The following is a 19,177-nucleotide window of genomic DNA, read 5'->3' as shown; positions in this document are numbered from 1 at the left end:
GGTGGCACCACCTGGCCCGCCCCCGAACTTTCTATGAAACCACTCTTTACTGCAGCGGCGGCGCTTTTGCTGGTTGGTGGCCTGGCCCGGCCCGCCCAGGCGCAGGTAGATACCGTGCGAGCCAGCACGCTGCCGCCCGCCCAGCTGGCCGAAAAGCTCTACAACAGCGGCATTGCCAAGTTCAACCAGAAAAGCTACCGCGCCGCTATTCAGGACTTTGACCGCGCTTTGGCCGCTAAAGCTGATTTTTCCAAAGCCTACTACAACCGCGCTGCTACCCGCTACGAGCTGAAGGAGTACGACCAGGCTGTGCAGGACTACGACCAGGCCATCAAGCTGGAGCCCGAAGGCTTCACAGCCTACTTCGGGCGTGGGCAGGCCAAGCAGGCCCAGGGCCAGGCAGAAGCTGCCGAGCTGGACTACACCAAATCCACGGAACTCAAGCCCGACTACGCTCCCGCCTGGTACTACCGCGGCGACCTACGCTTTGAAAAAGGCAATTTCAAGGAGGCGCTGGCCGATTTTTCGGCGGCCGTGAAAGCCGACCCCGCCTATGCCTACGCCTATCACGACCGGGGCAGCGCCCAGCGCCAGCTCGGCAACTACGCCGCCGCCATTCAGGACTACGATCAGGCCCTGAAGCTTCAGCCTGAGCTGCTGCCGGCCCTGCTGAACCGCGCCAGCGCCAAGCGCCGCGCCGGCGACGTGAAAGGCGCCCTGGCCGACTTCTCCGCCTACCTCAACAAAGTGACGGACAACCCCGTGGCCTTCAACAACCGCGGTAGCGCCCGATTTGAGGCCGGTGACTATAAAGGTGCCGTGGCCGATTTCAGCAAGGCGCTGGAGCTGAACGCCGGCTATGCCTTCGCCTACAACAACCGCGCGGCTGCCTACCTCAAGCTCGAAGACTACAAGAAAGCCGCCGACGATGCCACGCAGGCCATCAAGCTAAATGCGCAGTACGCCGAGGCTTACCTCAACCGCGGCCATGCCCGCGAGATGCTGCGCGAGGCCGACGGCGCGTGCCAGGACTGGCGCAAAGCCGCCGAACTGGGCCTGGAAAATGGAACTGCCTACGCTAATGCCGCTTGTGAATAAGGTGACGTACTCGATGAAGTTTACCCGATTGGCCGCCCTGGCCGCCGCGCTGCTCCTAGCGGTTCCGGCGCTGGCTCAGAGTGTGGAGTTCAGCAAAGACCGGTTCGGCAACGACAAGGAAGGCCTGAAAACCGCACAGAAAGAAATAAAGGCCGGCGACGAATGGTATTTTGCTGACCCGCCCAAGTACGAGCGCGCCCTGCCGCACTACCTCGAAGCCCAGAAGTTCAACCCGAACAACGCTCAGCTCAACCTCAAAATCGGCGACTGTTACCTGAACTCCGGGTTTCGGCCGCGCAGCCTGAGCTACCTGCAGAAGGCCTTTGAGCTGGACGGTGAGGTGGACCCCCGCATGCACTTTCTGCTGGGCCGCGGCTTGCACCTGAACGCCCGTTGGCAGGAAGCAATTGCTGAGTACAAAAAGGCCGTGCCGCCCACCGGCGCTAAAAACGCCCTGGCTCTGCAGCAGGAAATACGAAAGCACATTACGGAGTGCGAGTCGGGCATGGCCCTCATGAAAAAGCCCACCCGTGTCTTTATCGATAACGCCGGGCCGGGCGTAAACTCACCGTTTCCGGACTACGGGCCGGTTATTTCGGCTGATGAGTCGGTGATTCTGTTTACCTCCCGCCGCAACAACTCCACCGGCGGCCAGACGGACCCCGAATCGGGCGGCTTTTTTGAGGACGTGTACCAGTCGAACCGTGCCGGCGACGGCTGGGGGCCCGCCCGCGCCCTGGCCGAGCCTGTCAATACGGACGGCCACGACGCCACCGTGGGCCTTTCCCCCGACGGGCAGCGTATGCTGATTTACGTGGAAAACAACGGCGGCGACCTGAACGAGTGCGACCTGCGTGGCAACAAGTGGAGCAAGCCCCAGACGCTGGGCAAGCGCGTGAACACCAACGCCCACGAGTCGTCGGCTTCCTACTCGCCCGATGGCCGCATCCTGTACTTCGTGAGCGACCAGCCCGAGGGTAGCCTCGGCAGCCGCGACATTTACCGGATTGAGCTGGAAGGCAAAGGCAAAGCCGTAAACCTGGGACCTGCCATCAACACGCCCTACGGCGAAGAAGGTGTGTTTATGCACCCCGATGGCAAGACGATGTACTTCTCCTCGGAAGGTCACAACTCCATGGGCGGCTACGACATCTTTAAATCGGTGTATGAAAACGGCAAGTGGAGCAAGCCCGAAAACCTCGGCTGGCCCATCAACACGCCCGACGACGACGTGTTCTTCGTGATTTCGGCCTCCGGGCGCCACGGCTACTATTCCTCTTACCGCGACGATGGCCAAGGCAGCAAGGACATCTACCAGATTACCTTCTTGGGGCCCGAAAAGCCGCCCGTGCTCAGCAACGAAGACCAGCTGCTGGCCTCGCGCGCGGCGCCCGTGAAGGAAACCGTGCTGGCCGCTGCCGTGCCTGTGGCTACCACCCAGGTAACTATCCTGAAGGGCATCGTGACGGATGCCGAAAGCAAGCAGCCACTGGAAGCCACTATCGACGTGGTTGACAACCAGAAAAACCAGACTATTGCCTCTTTCCGCTCCAACTCGCAGTCGGGCCGCTACCTCGTGTCGTTGCCTTCGGGCATCAACTACGGCATCGTAGTGCGGCAGGAAGGCTACCTTTTCCACTCCGAAAACTTTGATCTGCCGGCCGGCGCGGCTTATTCGGAAGTGGTGAAGGACATTGCCCTCAAGAAGCTGAACGTAGGCGCGAAGGTGGTGCTGAACAACATTTTCTTCGACACCGACAAATCAACCTTGCGCAAGGAAAGCACCGCCGAGCTGGAGCGCCTTGTGGCTCTGCTCAATGAAACGCCCAAGCTGCGCATCGAAATTTCCGGCCACACCGACAACGTGGGCAACCCGGCCTACAACCAGAAGCTTTCCGAAAACCGGGCCCGCGTGGTAGTCGACTACCTGATAACAAAAGGCATTGACAAAGGCCGCCTCACGTTTGCCGGCTACGGCCTCACGCAGCCGGTAGCGTCCAACACTACCAAGGAAGGCCGACAGCAAAACCGCCGCACCGAGTTTAAAGTGCTGGAAAAGTAAGCTAGTTACAGTTACTGCCGCTCCTTCGCCGTTCTGCGGTGGAGGAGTGGCTTTTTTGTGGCAGGTGCAAACGCAAAAAAACCGCAGACAGAGCCAGCGGTTTTTCTACACACCTATTGCAACATAATCGAGTAGTTTATAAAAACCCACTCGTTAAACTTTCTCTTCATTCCGTTGCTGACCTGCAGCAGCGCTATTCGGACTTCAACCAACCTCAGGCCGCAGATGCGGTACTTGGGGTGAGCTGCCGGTCTTTCTCGGATACAGCGCTATTGCCTCAGCAGTTGAAACAATAGCGCTGTTTTCCAGGCTTCCGACTTCCGTCATGGGCGGCAAAAGCTGAGAAAAACTCAAGGCAGCTACTTGCTGCGTCCGAATTCTTATGCAAGTATAGAGCGACCTTGTGCGGATGGAAAGGAAACAACGTGGGTGTTTGTGACATAGGAATAATGAAGGTATAGGCTCCTTTTTGAGAAGGGCTTTAAGGTAAAACGGTACAGAGGCTTTGTATGGCGCGTCACCAGACTGTTTGTTTACTGCCTGATTGTGACATGTGTCAGGAGTATTTCAGCACGTTGCGGACTATATTATTTTCTTCCGGGCTACAACCCGTAGGCTGAGTAGCGTCAGCAAAAGGCTTACACCCGGGAAGGCCGCTACCCACCAGGCTTCCGGGGCTAGCCGGGCGGCGGCTAGCAGATGGCCCCAGCTTGCTTGCTCGGCGGGCAGGCCAATACCTAAAAAGGAAAGAGTGGTTTCAAGACCGATAACAACGGTGAGGTAGAGCAGGGAGGACGTAGCCACCAAACCGCGCAGGGCCGGCCAGGCATGCCGCCACATAATCTGGGTATCCGTAAGGCCCAGCGCCCGGGCAGCCTCCAGGTAGGGCAAGGCCTTCATCCGCAGCATCTCGGCCCGTACCAGCCGCATCATGCCCGGCCAGAACAGCATCCCCAACATCAGGATAGCTGATACCACGGAAAAAGGCATTACCGCCGCCAGAATCACCAGCAGAATGAGCCGGGGAACGGACCCTAGGATGGCTGCTATGCCCAGGATCCAGCTATCCAGCGGCACGGCTTCCCTGGCACGTCCCCAACCTGTACGGCCTAGCCCCCATGCCAGTGCCCCACCAATGAGCAGCCACAGCAGCCACGCCATCATGGTGGCTCCACCAGTTCTTGGTAATAGCAGATACAGCGCAGTTAGTAAGGTAGCATAACTACCACCCAGCCACTGCGCCCGCGTCAGACGGAGCCGGGTGTTGCCCCAGTAGCCTGCGGTGGCGCCCAGAAGAACCGCCAGCAGCGTCAATAGTGCGGTAGCGGGCAGGCTTACTCCTACTAGCGTGCGGCTGCCATAAAGCAGTTCGGCCAGCACGTCGCGGCCCAGCGCATCGGTTCCCAGCCAGTGTTGGGTAGCCGCGCTGGGTGCAGTAGCTATAGAGGCCGTATCGGTTTGACCAGGCTGAAACGGCAACGGCAGCCAACTGGCACTGGCGGCGGCCAGAACTATCAGCGCCAGCCAACCGAGGGCTATCCACCGGTACCATGGCCTATGCATGAGTTGGCAAAGTAGTCTGGCGGCGCAGGCGCGGGTCTGCCCAGGCATAGAGGGCGTCGGCCAGCCAGTAGGATATCAGCCGGGCCGCTGCTACCAGGGCCACGCCGCCCAGCAGCACGGGGTAGTCGCGCGCGGCGGCGGCTTCGGCCAGCAGTCGACCCATTCCGGGCAGCGCAAAAATTACTTCTACCACTACCGCGCCGGCCAGCAGCGCCGGCAGCAGATCGGTGAGCAGGGTGATAAACGGCAGCGCGGCATTGCGCAGCACGTGACCCCGCAGTACTTGCCTGTCTGATAGTCCCTTCGCTCGTGCCGTTACCACGTACTGGCTTCCGGCTTCCTGCTCCAGTGCTGCCACCAGCTGCAAGACCAGGCCGGGTACCGTCACGAGCAGCAAACTGCCAATGGGCAGCGCATAGTAGTACAGGTGCCGGGTGCCTGATTCCCACAAGCTTTCGGTGCCAGCTGACTCCGGCAAGCCGTAAGCCGGAAACAGCGGAAAAGCGTCGGGGTTGGCGAGCAGCAGCAGCAGGGCCGTGGCAACCAGGAAAAGCGGGGCCGCATCCAGCGCCACGCACAAACTCAGCACCCAGGTGCGCCACCACCGCCGTCGGGCCAGCCGTAGTCCCAGCCAGAGGGTCAGCCCTACCGAGCTTGCGGCTGCCGGCAGCGTAAGACGGAGTGTGTTGGGCAAGGCTTCACTGATAATAGATGTTACCGGTTGTCCGTCCCGGTAGGAGCTGCCGAGGCTGCCCGCCGCCAGCTGCCGCAGCCATTGATGGTATTGGTTGTGGCGACCATGCCAGCGCACTGCCAGCAGCCACGGGCCGTAGGAAGGATGGGGAACGACCGACAGGTAAAACAGCGGTAAATTCAAACCCAGGCGCTTCTGCAAAGCTTGTTGGGCTTGTTGGCGCTCAAACTGCCGTGACGATAAAATGTCGGTTTCGGGCGTAAGATCCACTGTGCTGCCGAAGCCGGCCAGCCGGCTGAGCAGGAATACCACCGAAAGCAGCAGCCACCCCAGTAGCAGAGGCCTGAGCAGCCGATACAGCACCCGCCCCCGCATACTTAAGGCTGCGGCTTCTCCACAAACCCCGCTACCTCGTAGCCCGGCGACAAGCTCGACAAGCCCAAATTGGTAAAACGCTTCGACACGGCTATGGGGTTGCGCATGAAGTAAAGCACCCGCAACGGCCGCTCCCGCTGGAGCACGCGCTGAAACTGGCGCAGGAGCTTGCGTTTGCTGAGTGTGTCCTCGGCAGCTGCCAGCCGTTCCAGCAGCCGGTCGGACGCCGGGGAGCCGAAACCGGTGTAGTTGCCGCCGGCCGTGCCCGTGCTGGCCGAGTGTAGCAGCGGAATAAAGTTATGCGCAAACGGGTTGCCTACCACAGAGCGCAGGTACACGTCAAATTCGCCGGCTTGCAGCTGCTGCGTGAGCAGGGCACTTTCTGCCGGGCGTAGCTGCACCGCAATACCCAGGCGCGCCGCCGCCGTACGTACCTGCAGCGCAATAAACTCATAGGCGGCATTGCCCGCCCGGTATGAAATAGCGAAGGTCAGCGGCAAAGGCTTGCCATCGGTTCCAAGCTGCTGCCACGTGCCGTCAGGCTGGCGGCGCCAGCCGGCTTGCTGCAGGTAGGTTATAGCAGCCGTTGGGTTGAAGGTGTCCGCTGGCAGGCTGTCGTTGTAAAAGACGGGCTGGTGCGGGCTGATCATGCCCACGCTGGCATACCCTTGCTGATGCAGCGCCCCATTTAAAATACCTTCTACATCAAATAAGCAACTGATGGCCTGCCGTGTGAGGCTCTGCCGCAAAACCGGCCGTCGCGTGTTGAAGCCGGCCGTTACCATCTCATAGGAGTCGGGTGTGTACAGGCCCAGGCGCGCAGTATCGGCAGCCGACTGCCGGAGACGGGCAAAATCAGCCGGTGGAATTCCGGCGTACACGTCTACTTCCTGGCGGCGCAAAGCCAGCAGGGCGGCGGTTTGGTCGGGAATTATCTGAAAGCGAATCTGTTCGGGGCGGGCCGTGAGCTGGGGTTCCGTGGCCTGCAGAGGGTCACCCCACCACGGGTGCTTGCGCTGCAAGGTCAGTTGCTGACCGGTTTGCCAGGTTTTCAGCTGATAAGGACCGCTGCCATACCGGCCGGGCGAACGTTCGAGCCCGGCCGCCGCCAGCCGCTGAATGACAGCCGCCACGGCCGGTCGCGCTGCCGCCACGGAGTCGATGCCGGTCAGCGGCAGCGTACGCAGCGTGTGGGCAGAATCAAGCAGGTGCTCGGGCAGAATGGCGAAATCCCCTGACAGCATCCGATAGTCCGGGGCATAGGGGGCGCACACCAGCGTAAAGCGGCGCGGGTCAGCGGCTGAAATCTTAATGTCCTGAATGAAACCGTACTGGGCCTGCATCCGCTCGTTGGGCAAGTCGGGGCAACGCATAGCGCGCAGGCTGAATGCCACATCGGCTGCCAGTATAGGCTGCCCGTCGTCCCAGGTAGCCTGAGGACGGATTCGGTAGGAGAAAAAGGAAGCCGACCCGTTGCGCCGCACCGCGGGCAACGAATCGGCTAACAAAGGAACGAGTTGCTGCCGGGAGGCATCAACGGCTAATAAACTCTGATACGTGAGGTTAATGGCCTGAACGGCCATAGCATTGGCCAACATGTGCGGGTGCAGGGACTCCGGGTCGCGGGGCCAGCGGATACGTACCTGGGCCGCAGGAGGAGTAGCCGGCTTACAGGAGCCAAGCAGTAAAACCAGCAACGCCGTGCGGAACCACAATCCAAGCATCAGGGTAGGGCCGGATGTTGCCGGCTGCCTGGCAAGATACCCAAGTTTTGGAATGGCCTCAGCGAAATGCGGGTTTTAGGGCTTGCTTACCTGGCCTTCGCCCCAGCTGCCGCCACCGGTTGCCGCCGGAGGAGTAGTGGAGGTTGCTTGGCCTTCACCCCAGCTACCACCGCCCGTTTCAAGGGTATTTATGGGCTTGGGGGCAACTGTACCATTAGGCTTATTTAGGAAAGTAGCCAACTGCAGAAGGACGAGTGCAATAAGTTCTAACATGACACGCTTACTGTAGTGAGGTGGAGAGAAGTGAAGATTTGTTTCGAATTTCCCCTGAAATTTGGCCGAAGTAAAGGAAGGTATGTCTGTAAATGGGACTATAACTATGGTTTAACTCAATTGTATTTTTTTCTATTCAAGTTATTGCCTTCTTCCTTTTTTAATTACAGAAGTTAGTAAATAATATGGACGTATGCTAAAATATAGCTAATCTTGTGACACGTTGTTGGCGCCTGGAGGCCGGGGTTAACACAATAAATATTGTGTTTCTCTCAGAGAGTAAGAAGTAAGTGCCTGGTGAAACCTGCCTGGCATCACGGTTGGCTTGAATCACTTACTAAGGGAGGTTAGATGAAAGAATTGGCGTCTATTGCCCGAATTGTGACTAATAGACGGCAGAAAGTGATGCCGTTATTAGACTTTACTCAGAAGCCCACCCAGAGTAAAGAGTTGCAGCTACTGCATCTGCTGCAGACGCGCGACAGCGTGACGATGCTGCAAGCCGTACGGGAGCTGTACGGTAGCGGCAGCGCCGTCAATCAAACGGCCTTGCGCAAGCTCAAATCCCGGGTGCAGCATAAGCTGTTCAATAATCTGTTTTTTCTGGATTATACAGATGCCCGCCACCCGGTGTACCGGCGCTACGAGCAGGAGTGTCTGGACTTGCTGTACCAGGCCGGCGTACTGCTGCGGGAGGGCGAGTACGTAATGTCTGAGAAGCTGTACCGGCGGTGCCAGCGGCTGGCCGCCGAGGGCGAGTTCAACCAGCACGAGGTAACCAGCCTGCTGGGACTGCGGCAGATTTATGCCGAGCAGCGCCAGGCCGGCAAATACCGGCACGCAGTAAAGCAGCTGGGAGCGGCGGAGCGGCTGCTGCACATCGAGCAGCAGGCCAGCGAAATTTTCTGGGAGGCCAAAATGATGCTTTCCGATAAAGTGCGCATCCGGCAGCAGCTGCTTACCAAGCTGCCGGAGTTTGTGCGCCAGATGGAAGTGCTATACGCCCAGGCGCCCGTGTTCCGGGTGTACGACCACCTCTACAAGCTGCGCCTGATGCAGCAGGAGCTCAGCGGGGACTACGAAGGCATTATTCAGACGACCAGCGAGTCGGAAAAGCTGTGGGAGGCCGGCAAGCTGAACGCCAAGCGCTTCGACCGGCGCTACAATATGTTTTACAGCGTTTTTGCCCACCTGCAGGCCCGGCGTCTGCAGGCCGGGCTGGAACTGGCAGCGCAGTATCTGAGCGCCTTTCACCGCTCATCCGGCAACTGGTTTGTGTTCATGGAGCACTACCTGCTGCTGGCTATGCACGCAAGCGCATATGGCAAGGCCACCGAGCTGCTGAAAATGGCCTTCGACAACCCGTTTTTCAGCAAGCTGCGCACGGCGGCTCAGCAGCGGTGGGAGCTGTACCGGGCCTATCTGTACTTTGTGGCGCCCGAAAACCTGCCGGTACGCAACCTGCACTTTGCCCAGCTAATGCATGTTCTGCCCGAGTACAGCCGCGACAAGCAGGGCCTGAACGTGGCCATCCTGATCCTGCAGTTTCTGTATTACCTCAAGCAGCGTAACTTGGAAGAAGTACTGTCGCGCCTGGAGGGCCTGCGCAAATACGCTGGCACCCACCTGCGGGAGGCCGCTGCCCTGCGCGGGCGGTTATTCTTCCGTCTGCTGCAGCTCACCGTCACCGAGAACTTTGATGAGGCTCTGTGCCGCCGCAAGGGGCAGCCCCTGCTGGCCAAACTTGCTCAGACGCCCATGCCCGGCGAAGCCTTTGCGGGTATCGAAATCATTCCGTACGAAAACCTGTGGCAACTCACGCTGCACCTGATGGAGCAGGTGGAGCAGTAAGCTCCGTTATGTAATTCGGCAAGCCGCAGCGAAGTCAGAGCAGCGTCGGTCAGAACTTGTTGAGGCGCTGCGTGACGTCGCGCATGTATGTCTGGCCGATGGGAATCAGCTTGTGGTCGATGTTGATAGCGTTGTCTTCAATAGCCTGAATCCACTTCATGCCCACGATAAAGGAGCGGTGCACGCGCACGAACAGCGCCGGCGGAAACTTCTCTTCCACGGCCCGCATGGTGCTATACACGATGAGCTTGCTCTGGCCCGTAACGATGTGCACGTAGTCGCCCAGGGCCTCCACGTAGCGCACTTCGTCGAAGAGCACCTTCACCAGCTTGTTGTCCACCTTCACAAAGGTGAACTCGCTTGATTCGGCGGCACCCGGTTCCGGGGCGTTGTTGGTGAACTGGTCGAGGGCTTTCTGGGCGGCTTTCAGGAAGCGGGCGTAGCTGATGGGCTTCACCAGATAATCGACCACCGAAAACTCAAATGCCTCTACCGCATACTCCTTGCTGGACGTGATAAGCACTACGAGGGGCGGGCTGGGCAGGGCCCGCAGCAGCTCGATACCCGACATCAGCGGCATCTCCACGTCCAGAAACAGCACGTCCACGGGAGAGGTGCGCAGGAACTCAGCGGCCTCCACCGAACTGTTATAGTGCCCCACAGCCTGCAGAAACGGCGTATTGACAATGCAATTCTCGACAATCTGCACCGCCAGTGGGTCATCATCAACGATAAGGCAGCGGAGAGGAGCAGCGGGTACGGGCATAAAGCAGGAAAGGAGATTAAGAGAGTGGCCACAAGGTACGCGGCCCAAACGAATTTCAGGAGTCAGACCGAGGCAGCCAGTTCGTCGTGGCGGGCCTGAACAAGCGGCAGCACTTGCCGAAACTGCTGCTCGATAAGCTCAACTGTGCGCACGGCCTCCGGGTTATCGGCTTTGGCCGAAATTTCCAGCTGCTCCAGGTTATGCGTGAGGCTCTGCAGGCCAAAATACGCCAGCTGGCCTTTCAGTTTGTGGGCTTCGCGGGCCAGTTGCGGCAGGTCGGGGCGCTGAGAAGCGGCCAGTAGGGCCGTCAGCTGCCGGGGCGCCTCACGCAGAAACGTTTCCAGCACCCGCACCATGAAGGTAGTGTTAGCGCCCGCCAGCTCTTCCAGCAAACTCCAGTCGGGGCGCAGTTCGGTTTGAATGAGGGGAACGGGAGATGAGGCGGTTGGCTCCGGTGGCCCGGCCGCAGTGGCCCGGCCGGTGCAGTGAGCCAGCGCGGTGTAGAGCACAGCCGGCTCAAACGGCTTGGGCAGGGCGTCGTTCATGCCGGCGGCCAGGGCCAACGCGCGGTCCTCGGGCAAAATAGCTGCCGTAAGACCGAGGATGGGCAGCTGTTGAGCATCCGGGAAGTGACGACGCAGCTCCCGGGTAGCCTCATAGCCATCCATTTCGGGCATGTTCACGTCCATTAGCACCGCATCGAAGGGCTGGTGCAGGGCGGCCTCCACGGCCAAGCGGCCGTTGGCTGCCACCGTCACCTCCACATTCCAGGCTTCGAGGGTGCGGCGGGCCACCAGCTGGTTAAGACCGTTGTCTTCGGCTACCAACACCCGCAGAGGGGGCTCAAACGGCTGCAATATCGTGGGCAGCTGAAACGGCGCGGCCGTCGGATCCGGCTGGCCGGCATCGGTTCGGGAGCCGTCGAGCAGGTCATTGAACAGCGTGAGCAACGTATGCGAAGCTCCCTGCAACGCGGTAAGGTCCTCCAGTTGCCCAGGTGTCAGCGGACTTTGCTGCAGCAGGTGAGAGAGGCCCAGCACAGCGTTCAGCGGAGTACGAACTTCGTGGCTCATATCGGCCAGGAAGCGGGATTTGGCCAGCCGGGAGGACTCCGCCGCGGCGCGGGCTTCGGCCAGTTCGACGGCACGCTGCTGCAGTGTCTGTCTTAACTTCTGCTCGCGCCGCCGCGCCGCCCGCAGCAGAACGTAGCCAACCACCATTAACCCCAGAATTAGCAGTGCCCCAACCCAGACAGTATGCCAAAAAGCAGCGTGAATGTGCAAAACCAGGGGGGTATGAGCGAAAAATAGCGCCGCCAAAGGCTTGTTGCCGACGGCCGGCACCAACAGGTACTGCTGGGCGGGGCAGATCAGGCTGGTACTCCATTCGGTTAGCAAAAGCCCCATACAGCGCATAGACATACAATTCAGGCGGGAAAAGCCGGAAGCCCGGCCCCAAGGCAAGCAGTTCCGGCAGGAGGGAAGCCTGCAGCTGAGTTATGGGTGGGTTGCCGCGGCCATCCAAGTCTGGCCGGAGCAAGGGCTAGCGGCCTCCGGGGCCAAGATAAAGCGGAATGCCGCAGAAACCTCGGAAGGCGGCGCGGGCTTTGGCCGGCAAAAGGTTGGCTAAACGCGCTGAGACGCGTACCTTGCCTCGCTGCCACTGCTATCCTCCTGTCCGTATGTCTGCCTCTCCCACCCGCACTACTGAATTTCTCGACCAGCTGGAAAAAAGCATCCGCCGCGCCCAGGAAATAAATAATGCGCGTTTTCGCCAGCTCGACATCCAGGAGCTGAACCGCCGCCCGCACCCCGGCAAGTGGAGCGTAGGCCAGTGCCTGGAGCACCTCAACATTATGGGCGGCCACTACCTGCCCGATATGATGCGACGCGTGCGCCTGGCCCGCCAGCGCGGCAGCCGCCCCGCCGAGCAGGTAAAACACGGGTACTTCGGCAGCAAGCTGGTGGAGGCCATGCGGACGCCCGCCAGCGAAAAACCCCTGAAAACTCCGCAGCAGTACGCGCCCAGCGGCTCGCGGCTGCCGCGAACCGTGGTGGAGGTATTTGGCCGGCAGCTCGATGAACTGCTGCGCATTATTGCCGTGGCCCGCGAAATCAACGCCAACCGGGTGCGCATTCCCAACCCCGTGTTTCCACTGCTGCGCATCCGCCTCACCGACCAGCTGGAGGCGCTGGTGCTGCACCTGGACCGCCACCTGCTGCAGGCCGAGCAGGTGCTCGACACCAAGCCCGCCGCCGGCTCGGCCCGGCCCGCCACCTTCGAAACCGAATAACGAAAACGCCCGCTTCTGTCACTCCGGAAGCGGGCGTTTTCGTTGGGCGGAGCATAACGGTTGAGGTTATTTGCGCACATTTTTCGGCTGCGTGTGTGCTTTTGGCTGGATCCGTGCATCTATGTCTGTACTTACCCATGCGTTTCGCGCGTTATCGGCTCATGCGTTTCTTCCTGCTGGCTTGCTTTTCCCTGTTGATGCTGTTCTCCACTGGTTCTTCGGCGCCCACGCCACCCGCCGGCCCCGACCCTAAAAAATGGCAGCAGGTAGATGCCCTGCTGGCGAAGAACCAAACCACCTCGGCCGCCAGGCTGGTCGACGAGCTGTACCGCGCCGCCCGCCAGCGCCAGGATACGCCCGAGTACCTGCGCGCCCTGCTCTACAAGCTGCGGCTGCTGGAAGCCAAAGAGGAAGAAGCCGACGTGAAGGCCATTGCCTTGCTGGAAGCCGACCTGAAAACCGCGCAGTTCCCGGCCCGGCCCATTCTTCACAGCCTCTTGGGCCAGCTCTACGTTACCTACTACCAGGAGCACCGCTACCAGCTTTACGACCGTACCAGCGGCGCTACCGAAAATGCGGCGCCCACCGATACCAGCGCCCAGGACCTGCGCACCTGGGATGCCGCCCGTCTCGGCAGCGCCGTGGTGCGGCACTACCGCGCCTCGGTGAAGGAAGAGCCCGGCCGCCAGCAGCAACTGCCCCTGGCCCGGCTTGGCTACGCCGTGACGGGTGGCGACGTCGAGAGCCTTACCCTAGTGCCCACCCTCTACGACCTGCTGGCCCACCGCGCCATTGAGGGCCTCGGCAACGATGAGTATTACGTAACCCAGCCCGCCGAGCAGTTTAAGCTGACCAACCCAACTCTGTTCGGCTCTGCTGCCGAGTTTGCCCAACTGAAGCTGACCACCCCGCTGGCTGATTCGCTTAACGGCCAGTACCACGTGCTACTGGTGCTGCAAGAACTCACGGCCTTCCGCCTCCGCGAGGCCGCCAACCCCGCTGCCCTCGCCGACGTGGACCTAGCCCGCCTGCGCTTTGTGCGCGAGCATGCCGAAATGCCCGACCAGGACGCGCTGTACGAAGCAGCTCTGGTGCGCGCTATCGATACGTATCGTGCCCTGCCTATTGCCAGCCGGTTTATGTTTGAGCAGGCCAACGTGCTCCGCGAAACCAACCCTGCCAAAGCCCGTGAACTGGCGCTAGCCGCCGAAAAAGCCTACCCCAAATCTCTCGGGGCGCAGCAGGCCCGCAACCTGCGCCTTGGTATCGAAGCCGTGGCCCTGCACTTTACCACCGAGGAGGTCGTGCTGCCTAATAAGCCCTGGCTGCTGAAGCTGGAGGTGCGCAACGCTCCGCAGCTATATGCTACGGCTTACCGCGTCAGCAGCGCCCAGGTCGTGCGCCACTTGGAACAGGTAAACCCGAAGCCCCGCACCTGGCAGCAGCGCTACGCCCGCGTGCTGGCCGCCAAGCCCGCCGCTGCGTGGACGCTGCCCGTTGCGGGCCCCGCCGATTATCGGGCGCACAGTGTGCAACAGGCCGGCCCGGCGCTGCCGTTGGGGCACTATCTGATTGTGCTCAGCACGGCTGCTGATACTCCCACCAAAGACAAGCCTGGCGTGTCCACCGAGTACGGAGAGCTGCACGTGAGCGAGCTGAGCCTAGTGCGCCGCAACGCCAACACGCAGTCCGGTCCGCAGGTGCTGGTGCTGCACCGGCAGAGCGGCCAGCCACTGGCCGGGGCCAGCGTGCTGCCTTTCATGCAGTACTACGACCAGCCCAGCCGCAACTACAAGCAGCGGCGGGGCACGAACGTAACCACCGATGCCGAGGGCCAGGCCCAGGTTGCTATGGGAATGGTTACCGGCGAGAATATCCACCTACGGGCGCTGCTACTGACCAAAGGCGCCGATTCTTTGCTGATCGAGGAAGGCGGCTACTACGGCCCGCGCTACCGCCCGGACGAGGAGCAGCTCCAGCGCCGCACTTTTCTGTACACCGACCGCGCCATCTACCGCCCCGGCCAGACGCTCTACTTCAAAGGCATCCTGACGGAAACCCAGGCCGGCAAATCCCGCCTGCTCACCGGGCAGCCCGTTTCGGTGCGGCTCGTGGACGTAAACGGTCAGACCGTGCAGACGCTGCCCTTCACCAGCTCCGACTTCGGCTCTTTCCACGGCTCGGTGGTGCTGCCTACGGGCTTGCTGAACGGAGAAATGAGCCTGCAGACTGATAATGGTAGCGCGAGCTTCGCGGTGGAAGACTACAAGCGGCCCACCTTCCAGGTCACGTTTGAACCCGTAAAAGGCACGCCCGTACTGGGCCAGCCCGTAGCGGTGCGCGGCCAGGCCACGGCCTACGCCGGGCAGCCCGTGGATGGTGCCACGGTGCGCTACCGCGTGATGCGCCGCACGTTCTGGCCCCTGTACCGTCCGTACAGCGGCCGGATGAGTTTTCCGGGCCCCTATGGCCGGGCAGAAGTGGAAATCAGCAACGGCACCACCCAAACCGATTCGGCGGGCGGATTCACCGTCAATTTTACTGCGCAGAGTGAGGCTGCCGCCAACAAGCGCGGCGGCTGGGGCCCCGGCTACGTGTTTGAAGTAACGGCCGACGTAACGGATGCCGCCGGCGAAACCCGTACCGGTCAGCAAACTATCAGCCTGGGCAACGCGGCCCTCACGCTGCAGTTGGAAGTGCCGGAGCTCCTGAACCGCGAAAAGCTGCCGGCTCTGCGGCTGCTGAGCACCAACGCCACCGGCGAAGCCCGCCCTGCGAAGGGCCAGCTGCGCCTCTACCGTCTCACGCCACCCGCCCACGCCTTCCGCCCCCGCGCCTGGGAGCGGCCCGAGCGCGAAGCCCTCAGTCGCGAAGAGTTCAAGCGCCGTTTTCCGCTGGATGCCTACGGGAAAGAAGACAACGACAGCACCTGGGCGCGCACGGAGGTCTTCACCCAGGACTTTGATACCAATACCACGCCTCTGCTACCAGAGTTGGCCGCTGCGCTAACCAGGCAGCAACCCGGCCGCTATGTGCTCGAAGCCACCGCCACCTCGGCGGAGCAGCCCGCCAAAACCGAGCAGCGCTTCACGCTCTACACTCCCTCGGCTAATGAGCTGCCCGTGCCCACCACCGATTGGTTTGTGGCTCTGCAGGACAGCGTGCCCCCCGGTCAAGCAGCCCAGTTCCTGGTAGGCGGCAGCGAAGCCGGCGCCCGGGTACTGGTGGAAGTAGAAGCCGCCGGCCAGCCCCTGCGCCGCGAGTGGCTGACGCTGAACGCCAACGAGCAGCGCCTGGTAACCGTGCCCGTGCCTGCAGCTCTTGGTGAAACGCAGCTTTACATCCATACCACCCAGGTGCGCGACAACCGCCTGTACCTGCACAATGCCGTGGTGCAGGTGGCCACGCCGCCCGCGCCGTTGCGCCTGAGCATTGCCACCTTCCGCGACAAGCTCCAGCCCGGCCAGAAAGAAACCTGGCGCGTTACCATCCACAACGCCGAGGGCAAGCCTGCCAACGTCGAGCTGCTGGCCACGCTCTACGACCAGTCCTTGGACACGTTCCGGCCGCACAGTTTCATGGATCTGGATTTCCCGAAGCCGTACCATCCTGCGCTTTTGGGTTGGAATGGGCAGTTCAGGACGGAAGAGTCCACAGAACTCTTAGACGGCAACCCGGTAGCCGGGACCATTTGGAGTATCGTCTACCCGCACCTGCATATGTGGGGCTATCTGGGCGAGGATGAAACGACAGATCAAAAGGAACTGCGCGGCAAAGGGACTGTAAGTCGTATGCTGCAAGGGAAGGTTGCCGGTGTGCAGGTGGAATCGGCTGCTATGGCCGCTCCAGTAACTTCTGTGCGGGTAGCTGACGCCCAAGATGAGAGTCTGGCAGAAGTGGTGGTAGCCGGCGCACCCAAGCCTGCTCAACCCGACCTCTCCAGCGTGCAGGCCCGCAAGGATTTTCGCGAAACGGCTTTCTGGCTGCCCGCGCTGCGCACCAACGACCAGGGCGAAACCGTGCTGGAATTCCAGATGCCCGAAGCCGTGACGCGCTGGCAGCTCTTGGCCCTGGCCCACGACCAGGAGCTGCACACCGGCTTGCTTCGCCGCGACCTAGTGACGCAAAAGTCCCTGCAGGTAACACCCAACGCCCCGCGCTTTTTCCGGGAAGGCGACCAGCTGCGCTTCTCGGCCAAGCTCAGCAACCTCACCGCCCAGCCCCTGAGCGGTACCACCCAGCTTTTCCTCTTCGACGCCCGCACCCAGCAGCCCATCGAAAGCAAGGTGCTACAAGGCGCGGCCCAGCAGGCATTCCAGCTGGCCGCCAACCAAAGCTCGGCCGTAAGCTGGAGCCTGCGCATCCCTGAAACCGCTGAAGGCCAGATGCCGCTTGAAGCCATTACCTACCGCGTAGTCGCCTCTGCAGAACTGAGAAGTAAGAATCAAGAATCAAGAATTGGCAAGAAGAAGGGGAAAGAAGCCAAAAGCCAAAAACAAGCAACTAGAAACAAGCAACTAGAAACTGTTTCCGACGGGGAGGAGAACACCCTGCCGGTGCTGCTCAACCGCATCCTCATCACCGAAAGCCTGCCGCTGCCCATTGTGGGGCCGGCTACGCGGGAGTTTGAGCTGAAAAAGCTGACGAGCACCACGTCGGGCACACGGCGTAACTACTCGCTCACGCTGGAAATGACGCCCAACCCCGCCTGGTACGCCGTGCAGGCTCTGCCTTACCTGATGGAGTACCCCTACGAGTGCTCCGAGCAGGTGTTCAGCCGCCTCTACGCCAACCTGCTGGCCGCCCGCATTCTGCAGCAGAACCCCAGGCTGCAGCCCGTACTGGCCGAGTGGAAGCGCGCCGCCCAGGCCGGCGACAAATCGGCCCTTACCAGCAAGCTGGAGCAAAACCAGGAAGTAAAAGCCCTGCTGCTGCAAGAAACCCCCTGGGTGCGAGATGCTCAGAACGATACCGAACGGATGCGCCGCCTGGCCGAGCTGCTCGATGAGCCCCGCCTGCGCGCCGAAACTGCCCGCGCCCTGCTCAAGCTATCCAAAATGCAGCAGCCCAACGGCGCTTTTCCCTGGTTTGAGAAGATGCCCGACGACCGGTACATCACCCAGCTCATCGTAGCGGGTTTTGGCAAGCTGCAGAAGCTGGGCGCCCTCGATGCCAGCCAGGACGAGCAGGCCCGGCCCGTCCTGCAAAACGCCCTGCGCTACCTCGATGAGCAACTGCAGCGCGACTACACCGAGCTGCGCAAACAGCCGAAAGTCGACCTGAAGAAAGACCACCTCCAGGATATTCAGATTCAGGCCTTATACGCCCGCAGCTTCTGGTTGAAGCAGGCTGTAGCAAAATCGGCCCAACCGGCGCAGGCCTACTACCAGCAGCAGGCCGCCACCTACTGGCCCGCCCAGACGCGTTACCTCCAGGCCCAACTGGCGTTGGCCTTGCACCGCACGAAAGCCGCCCCCACCGCCGTGCGCGACGTCCTCACGGCTCTGCGCGAAAATGCCCTGCACTCGCCGGAGCTGGGTATGTACTGGAAGGAAGTACCCGGCGGCTACTACTGGCGCGAAGCACCCACCGAAACCCAGGCCACGCTTATCGAGGCATTCGATGAAGTGCAGGACGACCAGAAAGCGGTGGATGAAATGAAGCTCTGGCTGCTCAAGCAAAAGCAGACCCAGCACTGGGAAAGCACCCGCGCCACCGCCGATGCCTGCTACGCCCTGCTCCTACGCGGCTCCGACTGGCTGCAGCCCACCCAGCCTCTGCAAGTGCGGGTAGGAGGGGAACTGGTAAAACCCATGGCCCAGCAAACCGGCACCGGATACTTCAAAACCACGTGGTCGGCGGCAGAGGTGAAGCCAGCCCAGGGCAAGGTTTCGGTGCAGAAGACCGTTGCTGGGGTGGCCTGGGGCGCGCTCTACTGGCAGTACTTCGAGCAGCTCGATAAAATTACGCCTGCCACCACGGCGCTGAGCCTGGAGCGGCAGCTCTTCCGGGAGCAGCGCACGGCTGGTGGCCCGGTGCTGGAGCGCCTCACCGCCGCCGCGCCCCTGCGGGTGGGCGACGTGCTGGTGGTGCGCCTCGTGCTGCGTGCCGACCGCGACCTGGAATACGTGCACCTGAAAGACCAGCGGGCCGCCGGCCTGGAACTGATCAGCCAGACTTCGGGCTACCGCTACCAAGGCGGGCTAGGCTACTACGAAAGCCCCCGCGACGCGGCCACCAACTTCTTTATCGGCTTCTTCCCCAAAGGCACGCACACCTTCGAATACCGTCTGCGGGCCGCCCAGAGCGGTGATTTTTCGGGTGGCCTCTCGCAGCTGCAGTGCCTCTACGCACCGGAGTTTACTACCCACTCGGCCGGTACGCGGGTGCAGATCGGGGAGCAGTCAGGGAAATAGGAAGAAATTGCATTTTTACTTTCAATATCGTGGCGCAAAGGGCTGAAAAGGCCCTTTGCAGC

Annotated in this window: 10 protein-coding genes; 5 read left to right on the top strand and 5 right to left on the bottom strand. The window is 61.3% G+C overall.

All coding sequences use genetic code 11. The annotated features are described in order from the left end of the window. Nucleotides 1-33: 33 nt before the first annotated feature. Together I5L79_RS04395 and I5L79_RS04390 are read left to right on the top strand one after the other, a co-directional pair. Nucleotides 34-1,098 (top strand): tetratricopeptide repeat protein, encoded by a 1,065-nt coding sequence (locus I5L79_RS04395; RefSeq protein WP_196953821.1) that lies wholly within the window; start codon nt 34-36, stop codon nt 1,096-1,098. Next, nucleotides 1,082-3,160, top strand: a complete 2,079-nt coding sequence (locus tag I5L79_RS04390) for an OmpA family protein (protein ID WP_196953820.1) — start codon at nt 1,082-1,084, stop codon at nt 3,158-3,160. The genes I5L79_RS04395 and I5L79_RS04390 overlap by 17 nt, the downstream gene beginning before the upstream one ends. A 582-nt stretch (nt 3,161-3,742) precedes the next feature. Here I5L79_RS04390 and I5L79_RS04385 read toward each other — a convergent pair. The 3 genes from I5L79_RS04385 to I5L79_RS04375 are packed head-to-tail and all read right to left on the bottom strand — an operon-like array spanning nt 3,743 to nt 7,516. Then, nucleotides 3,743-4,723: an ABC transporter permease gene (locus tag I5L79_RS04385; RefSeq protein ID WP_196953819.1), complete on the bottom strand. Its 981-nt coding sequence runs from the start codon at nt 4,721-4,723 to the stop codon at nt 3,743-3,745. After that, nucleotides 4,716-5,792, bottom strand: coding sequence for an ABC transporter permease (locus I5L79_RS04380; protein WP_196953818.1), 1,077 nt, complete (start codon nt 5,790-5,792; stop codon nt 4,716-4,718). The genes I5L79_RS04385 and I5L79_RS04380 overlap by 8 nt, the downstream gene beginning before the upstream one ends. A gap of 2 nt (nt 5,793-5,794) precedes the next feature. Then, nucleotides 5,795-7,516 (bottom strand): ABC transporter substrate-binding protein, encoded by a 1,722-nt coding sequence (locus tag I5L79_RS04375; RefSeq protein ID WP_196953817.1) that lies wholly within the window; start codon nt 7,514-7,516, stop codon nt 5,795-5,797. Nucleotides 7,517-8,194: 678 nt separating this feature from the next. On the opposite strand from I5L79_RS04375, the gene I5L79_RS04370 reads away from it, so the two are divergent. Beyond that, complete coding sequence (locus I5L79_RS04370) at nt 8,195-9,640, top strand: hypothetical protein (RefSeq protein ID WP_196953816.1); 1,446 nt, start codon at nt 8,195-8,197, stop codon at nt 9,638-9,640. A 49-nt stretch (nt 9,641-9,689) separates the two neighbouring features. Here I5L79_RS04370 and I5L79_RS04365 read toward each other — a convergent pair whose 3' ends face one another. Together I5L79_RS04365 and I5L79_RS04360 are read right to left on the bottom strand one after the other, a co-directional pair. Further along, the gene (locus I5L79_RS04365) at nt 9,690-10,406 is read right to left on the bottom strand and encodes a LytR/AlgR family response regulator transcription factor (protein ID WP_196953815.1); all 717 of its coding nucleotides are present in this window, start codon (nt 10,404-10,406) and stop codon (nt 9,690-9,692) included. 62 nt (nt 10,407-10,468) lie between these two features. Beyond that, nucleotides 10,469-11,827, bottom strand: coding sequence for a response regulator (locus I5L79_RS04360; protein ID WP_196953814.1), 1,359 nt, complete (start codon nt 11,825-11,827; stop codon nt 10,469-10,471). Between the two features lie 260 nt (nt 11,828-12,087). On the opposite strand from I5L79_RS04360, the gene I5L79_RS04355 reads away from it, so the two are divergent. Then, nucleotides 12,088-12,699: a DinB family protein gene (locus I5L79_RS04355; RefSeq protein ID WP_196953813.1), complete on the top strand. Its 612-nt coding sequence runs from the start codon at nt 12,088-12,090 to the stop codon at nt 12,697-12,699. Nucleotides 12,700-12,860: 161 nt separating this feature from the next. Next, nucleotides 12,861-19,115 (top strand): alpha-2-macroglobulin family protein, encoded by a 6,255-nt coding sequence (locus tag I5L79_RS04350; protein ID WP_196953812.1) that lies wholly within the window; start codon nt 12,861-12,863, stop codon nt 19,113-19,115. Nucleotides 19,116-19,177 lie beyond the last annotated feature (62 nt).

The sequence above is a fragment of the Hymenobacter guriensis genome (genome assembly GCF_015773195.1).
Lineage (GTDB): Bacteria > Bacteroidota > Bacteroidia > Cytophagales > Hymenobacteraceae > Hymenobacter > Hymenobacter guriensis.
This window is presented reverse-complemented; position numbering and strand designations above follow the sequence as displayed.

What these genes read in the sequence shown, in the direction of transcription:
- I5L79_RS04395 (WP_196953821.1), top strand. Translation starts at nt 34, where the DNA reads ATGAAACCACTCTTTACTGCAGCGGCGGCGCTTTTGCTGGTTGGTGGC.
- I5L79_RS04390 (WP_196953820.1), top strand. Translation starts at nt 1,082, where the DNA reads ATGCCGCTTGTGAATAAGGTGACGTACTCGATGAAGTTTACCCGATTG.
- I5L79_RS04385 (WP_196953819.1), bottom strand. Translation starts at nt 4,723, where the DNA reads ATGCATAGGCCATGGTACCGGTGGATAGCCCTCGGTTGGCTGGCGCTG.
- I5L79_RS04380 (WP_196953818.1), bottom strand. Translation starts at nt 5,792, where the DNA reads ATGCGGGGGCGGGTGCTGTATCGGCTGCTCAGGCCTCTGCTACTGGGG.
- I5L79_RS04375 (WP_196953817.1), bottom strand. Translation starts at nt 7,516, where the DNA reads ATGCTTGGATTGTGGTTCCGCACGGCGTTGCTGGTTTTACTGCTTGGC.
- I5L79_RS04370 (WP_196953816.1), top strand. Translation starts at nt 8,195, where the DNA reads ATGCCGTTATTAGACTTTACTCAGAAGCCCACCCAGAGTAAAGAGTTG.
- I5L79_RS04365 (WP_196953815.1), bottom strand. Translation starts at nt 10,406, where the DNA reads ATGCCCGTACCCGCTGCTCCTCTCCGCTGCCTTATCGTTGATGATGAC.
- I5L79_RS04360 (WP_196953814.1), bottom strand. Translation starts at nt 11,827, where the DNA reads ATGTCTATGCGCTGTATGGGGCTTTTGCTAACCGAATGGAGTACCAGC.
- I5L79_RS04355 (WP_196953813.1), top strand. Translation starts at nt 12,088, where the DNA reads ATGTCTGCCTCTCCCACCCGCACTACTGAATTTCTCGACCAGCTGGAA.
- I5L79_RS04350 (WP_196953812.1), top strand. Translation starts at nt 12,861, where the DNA reads ATGCGTTTCTTCCTGCTGGCTTGCTTTTCCCTGTTGATGCTGTTCTCC.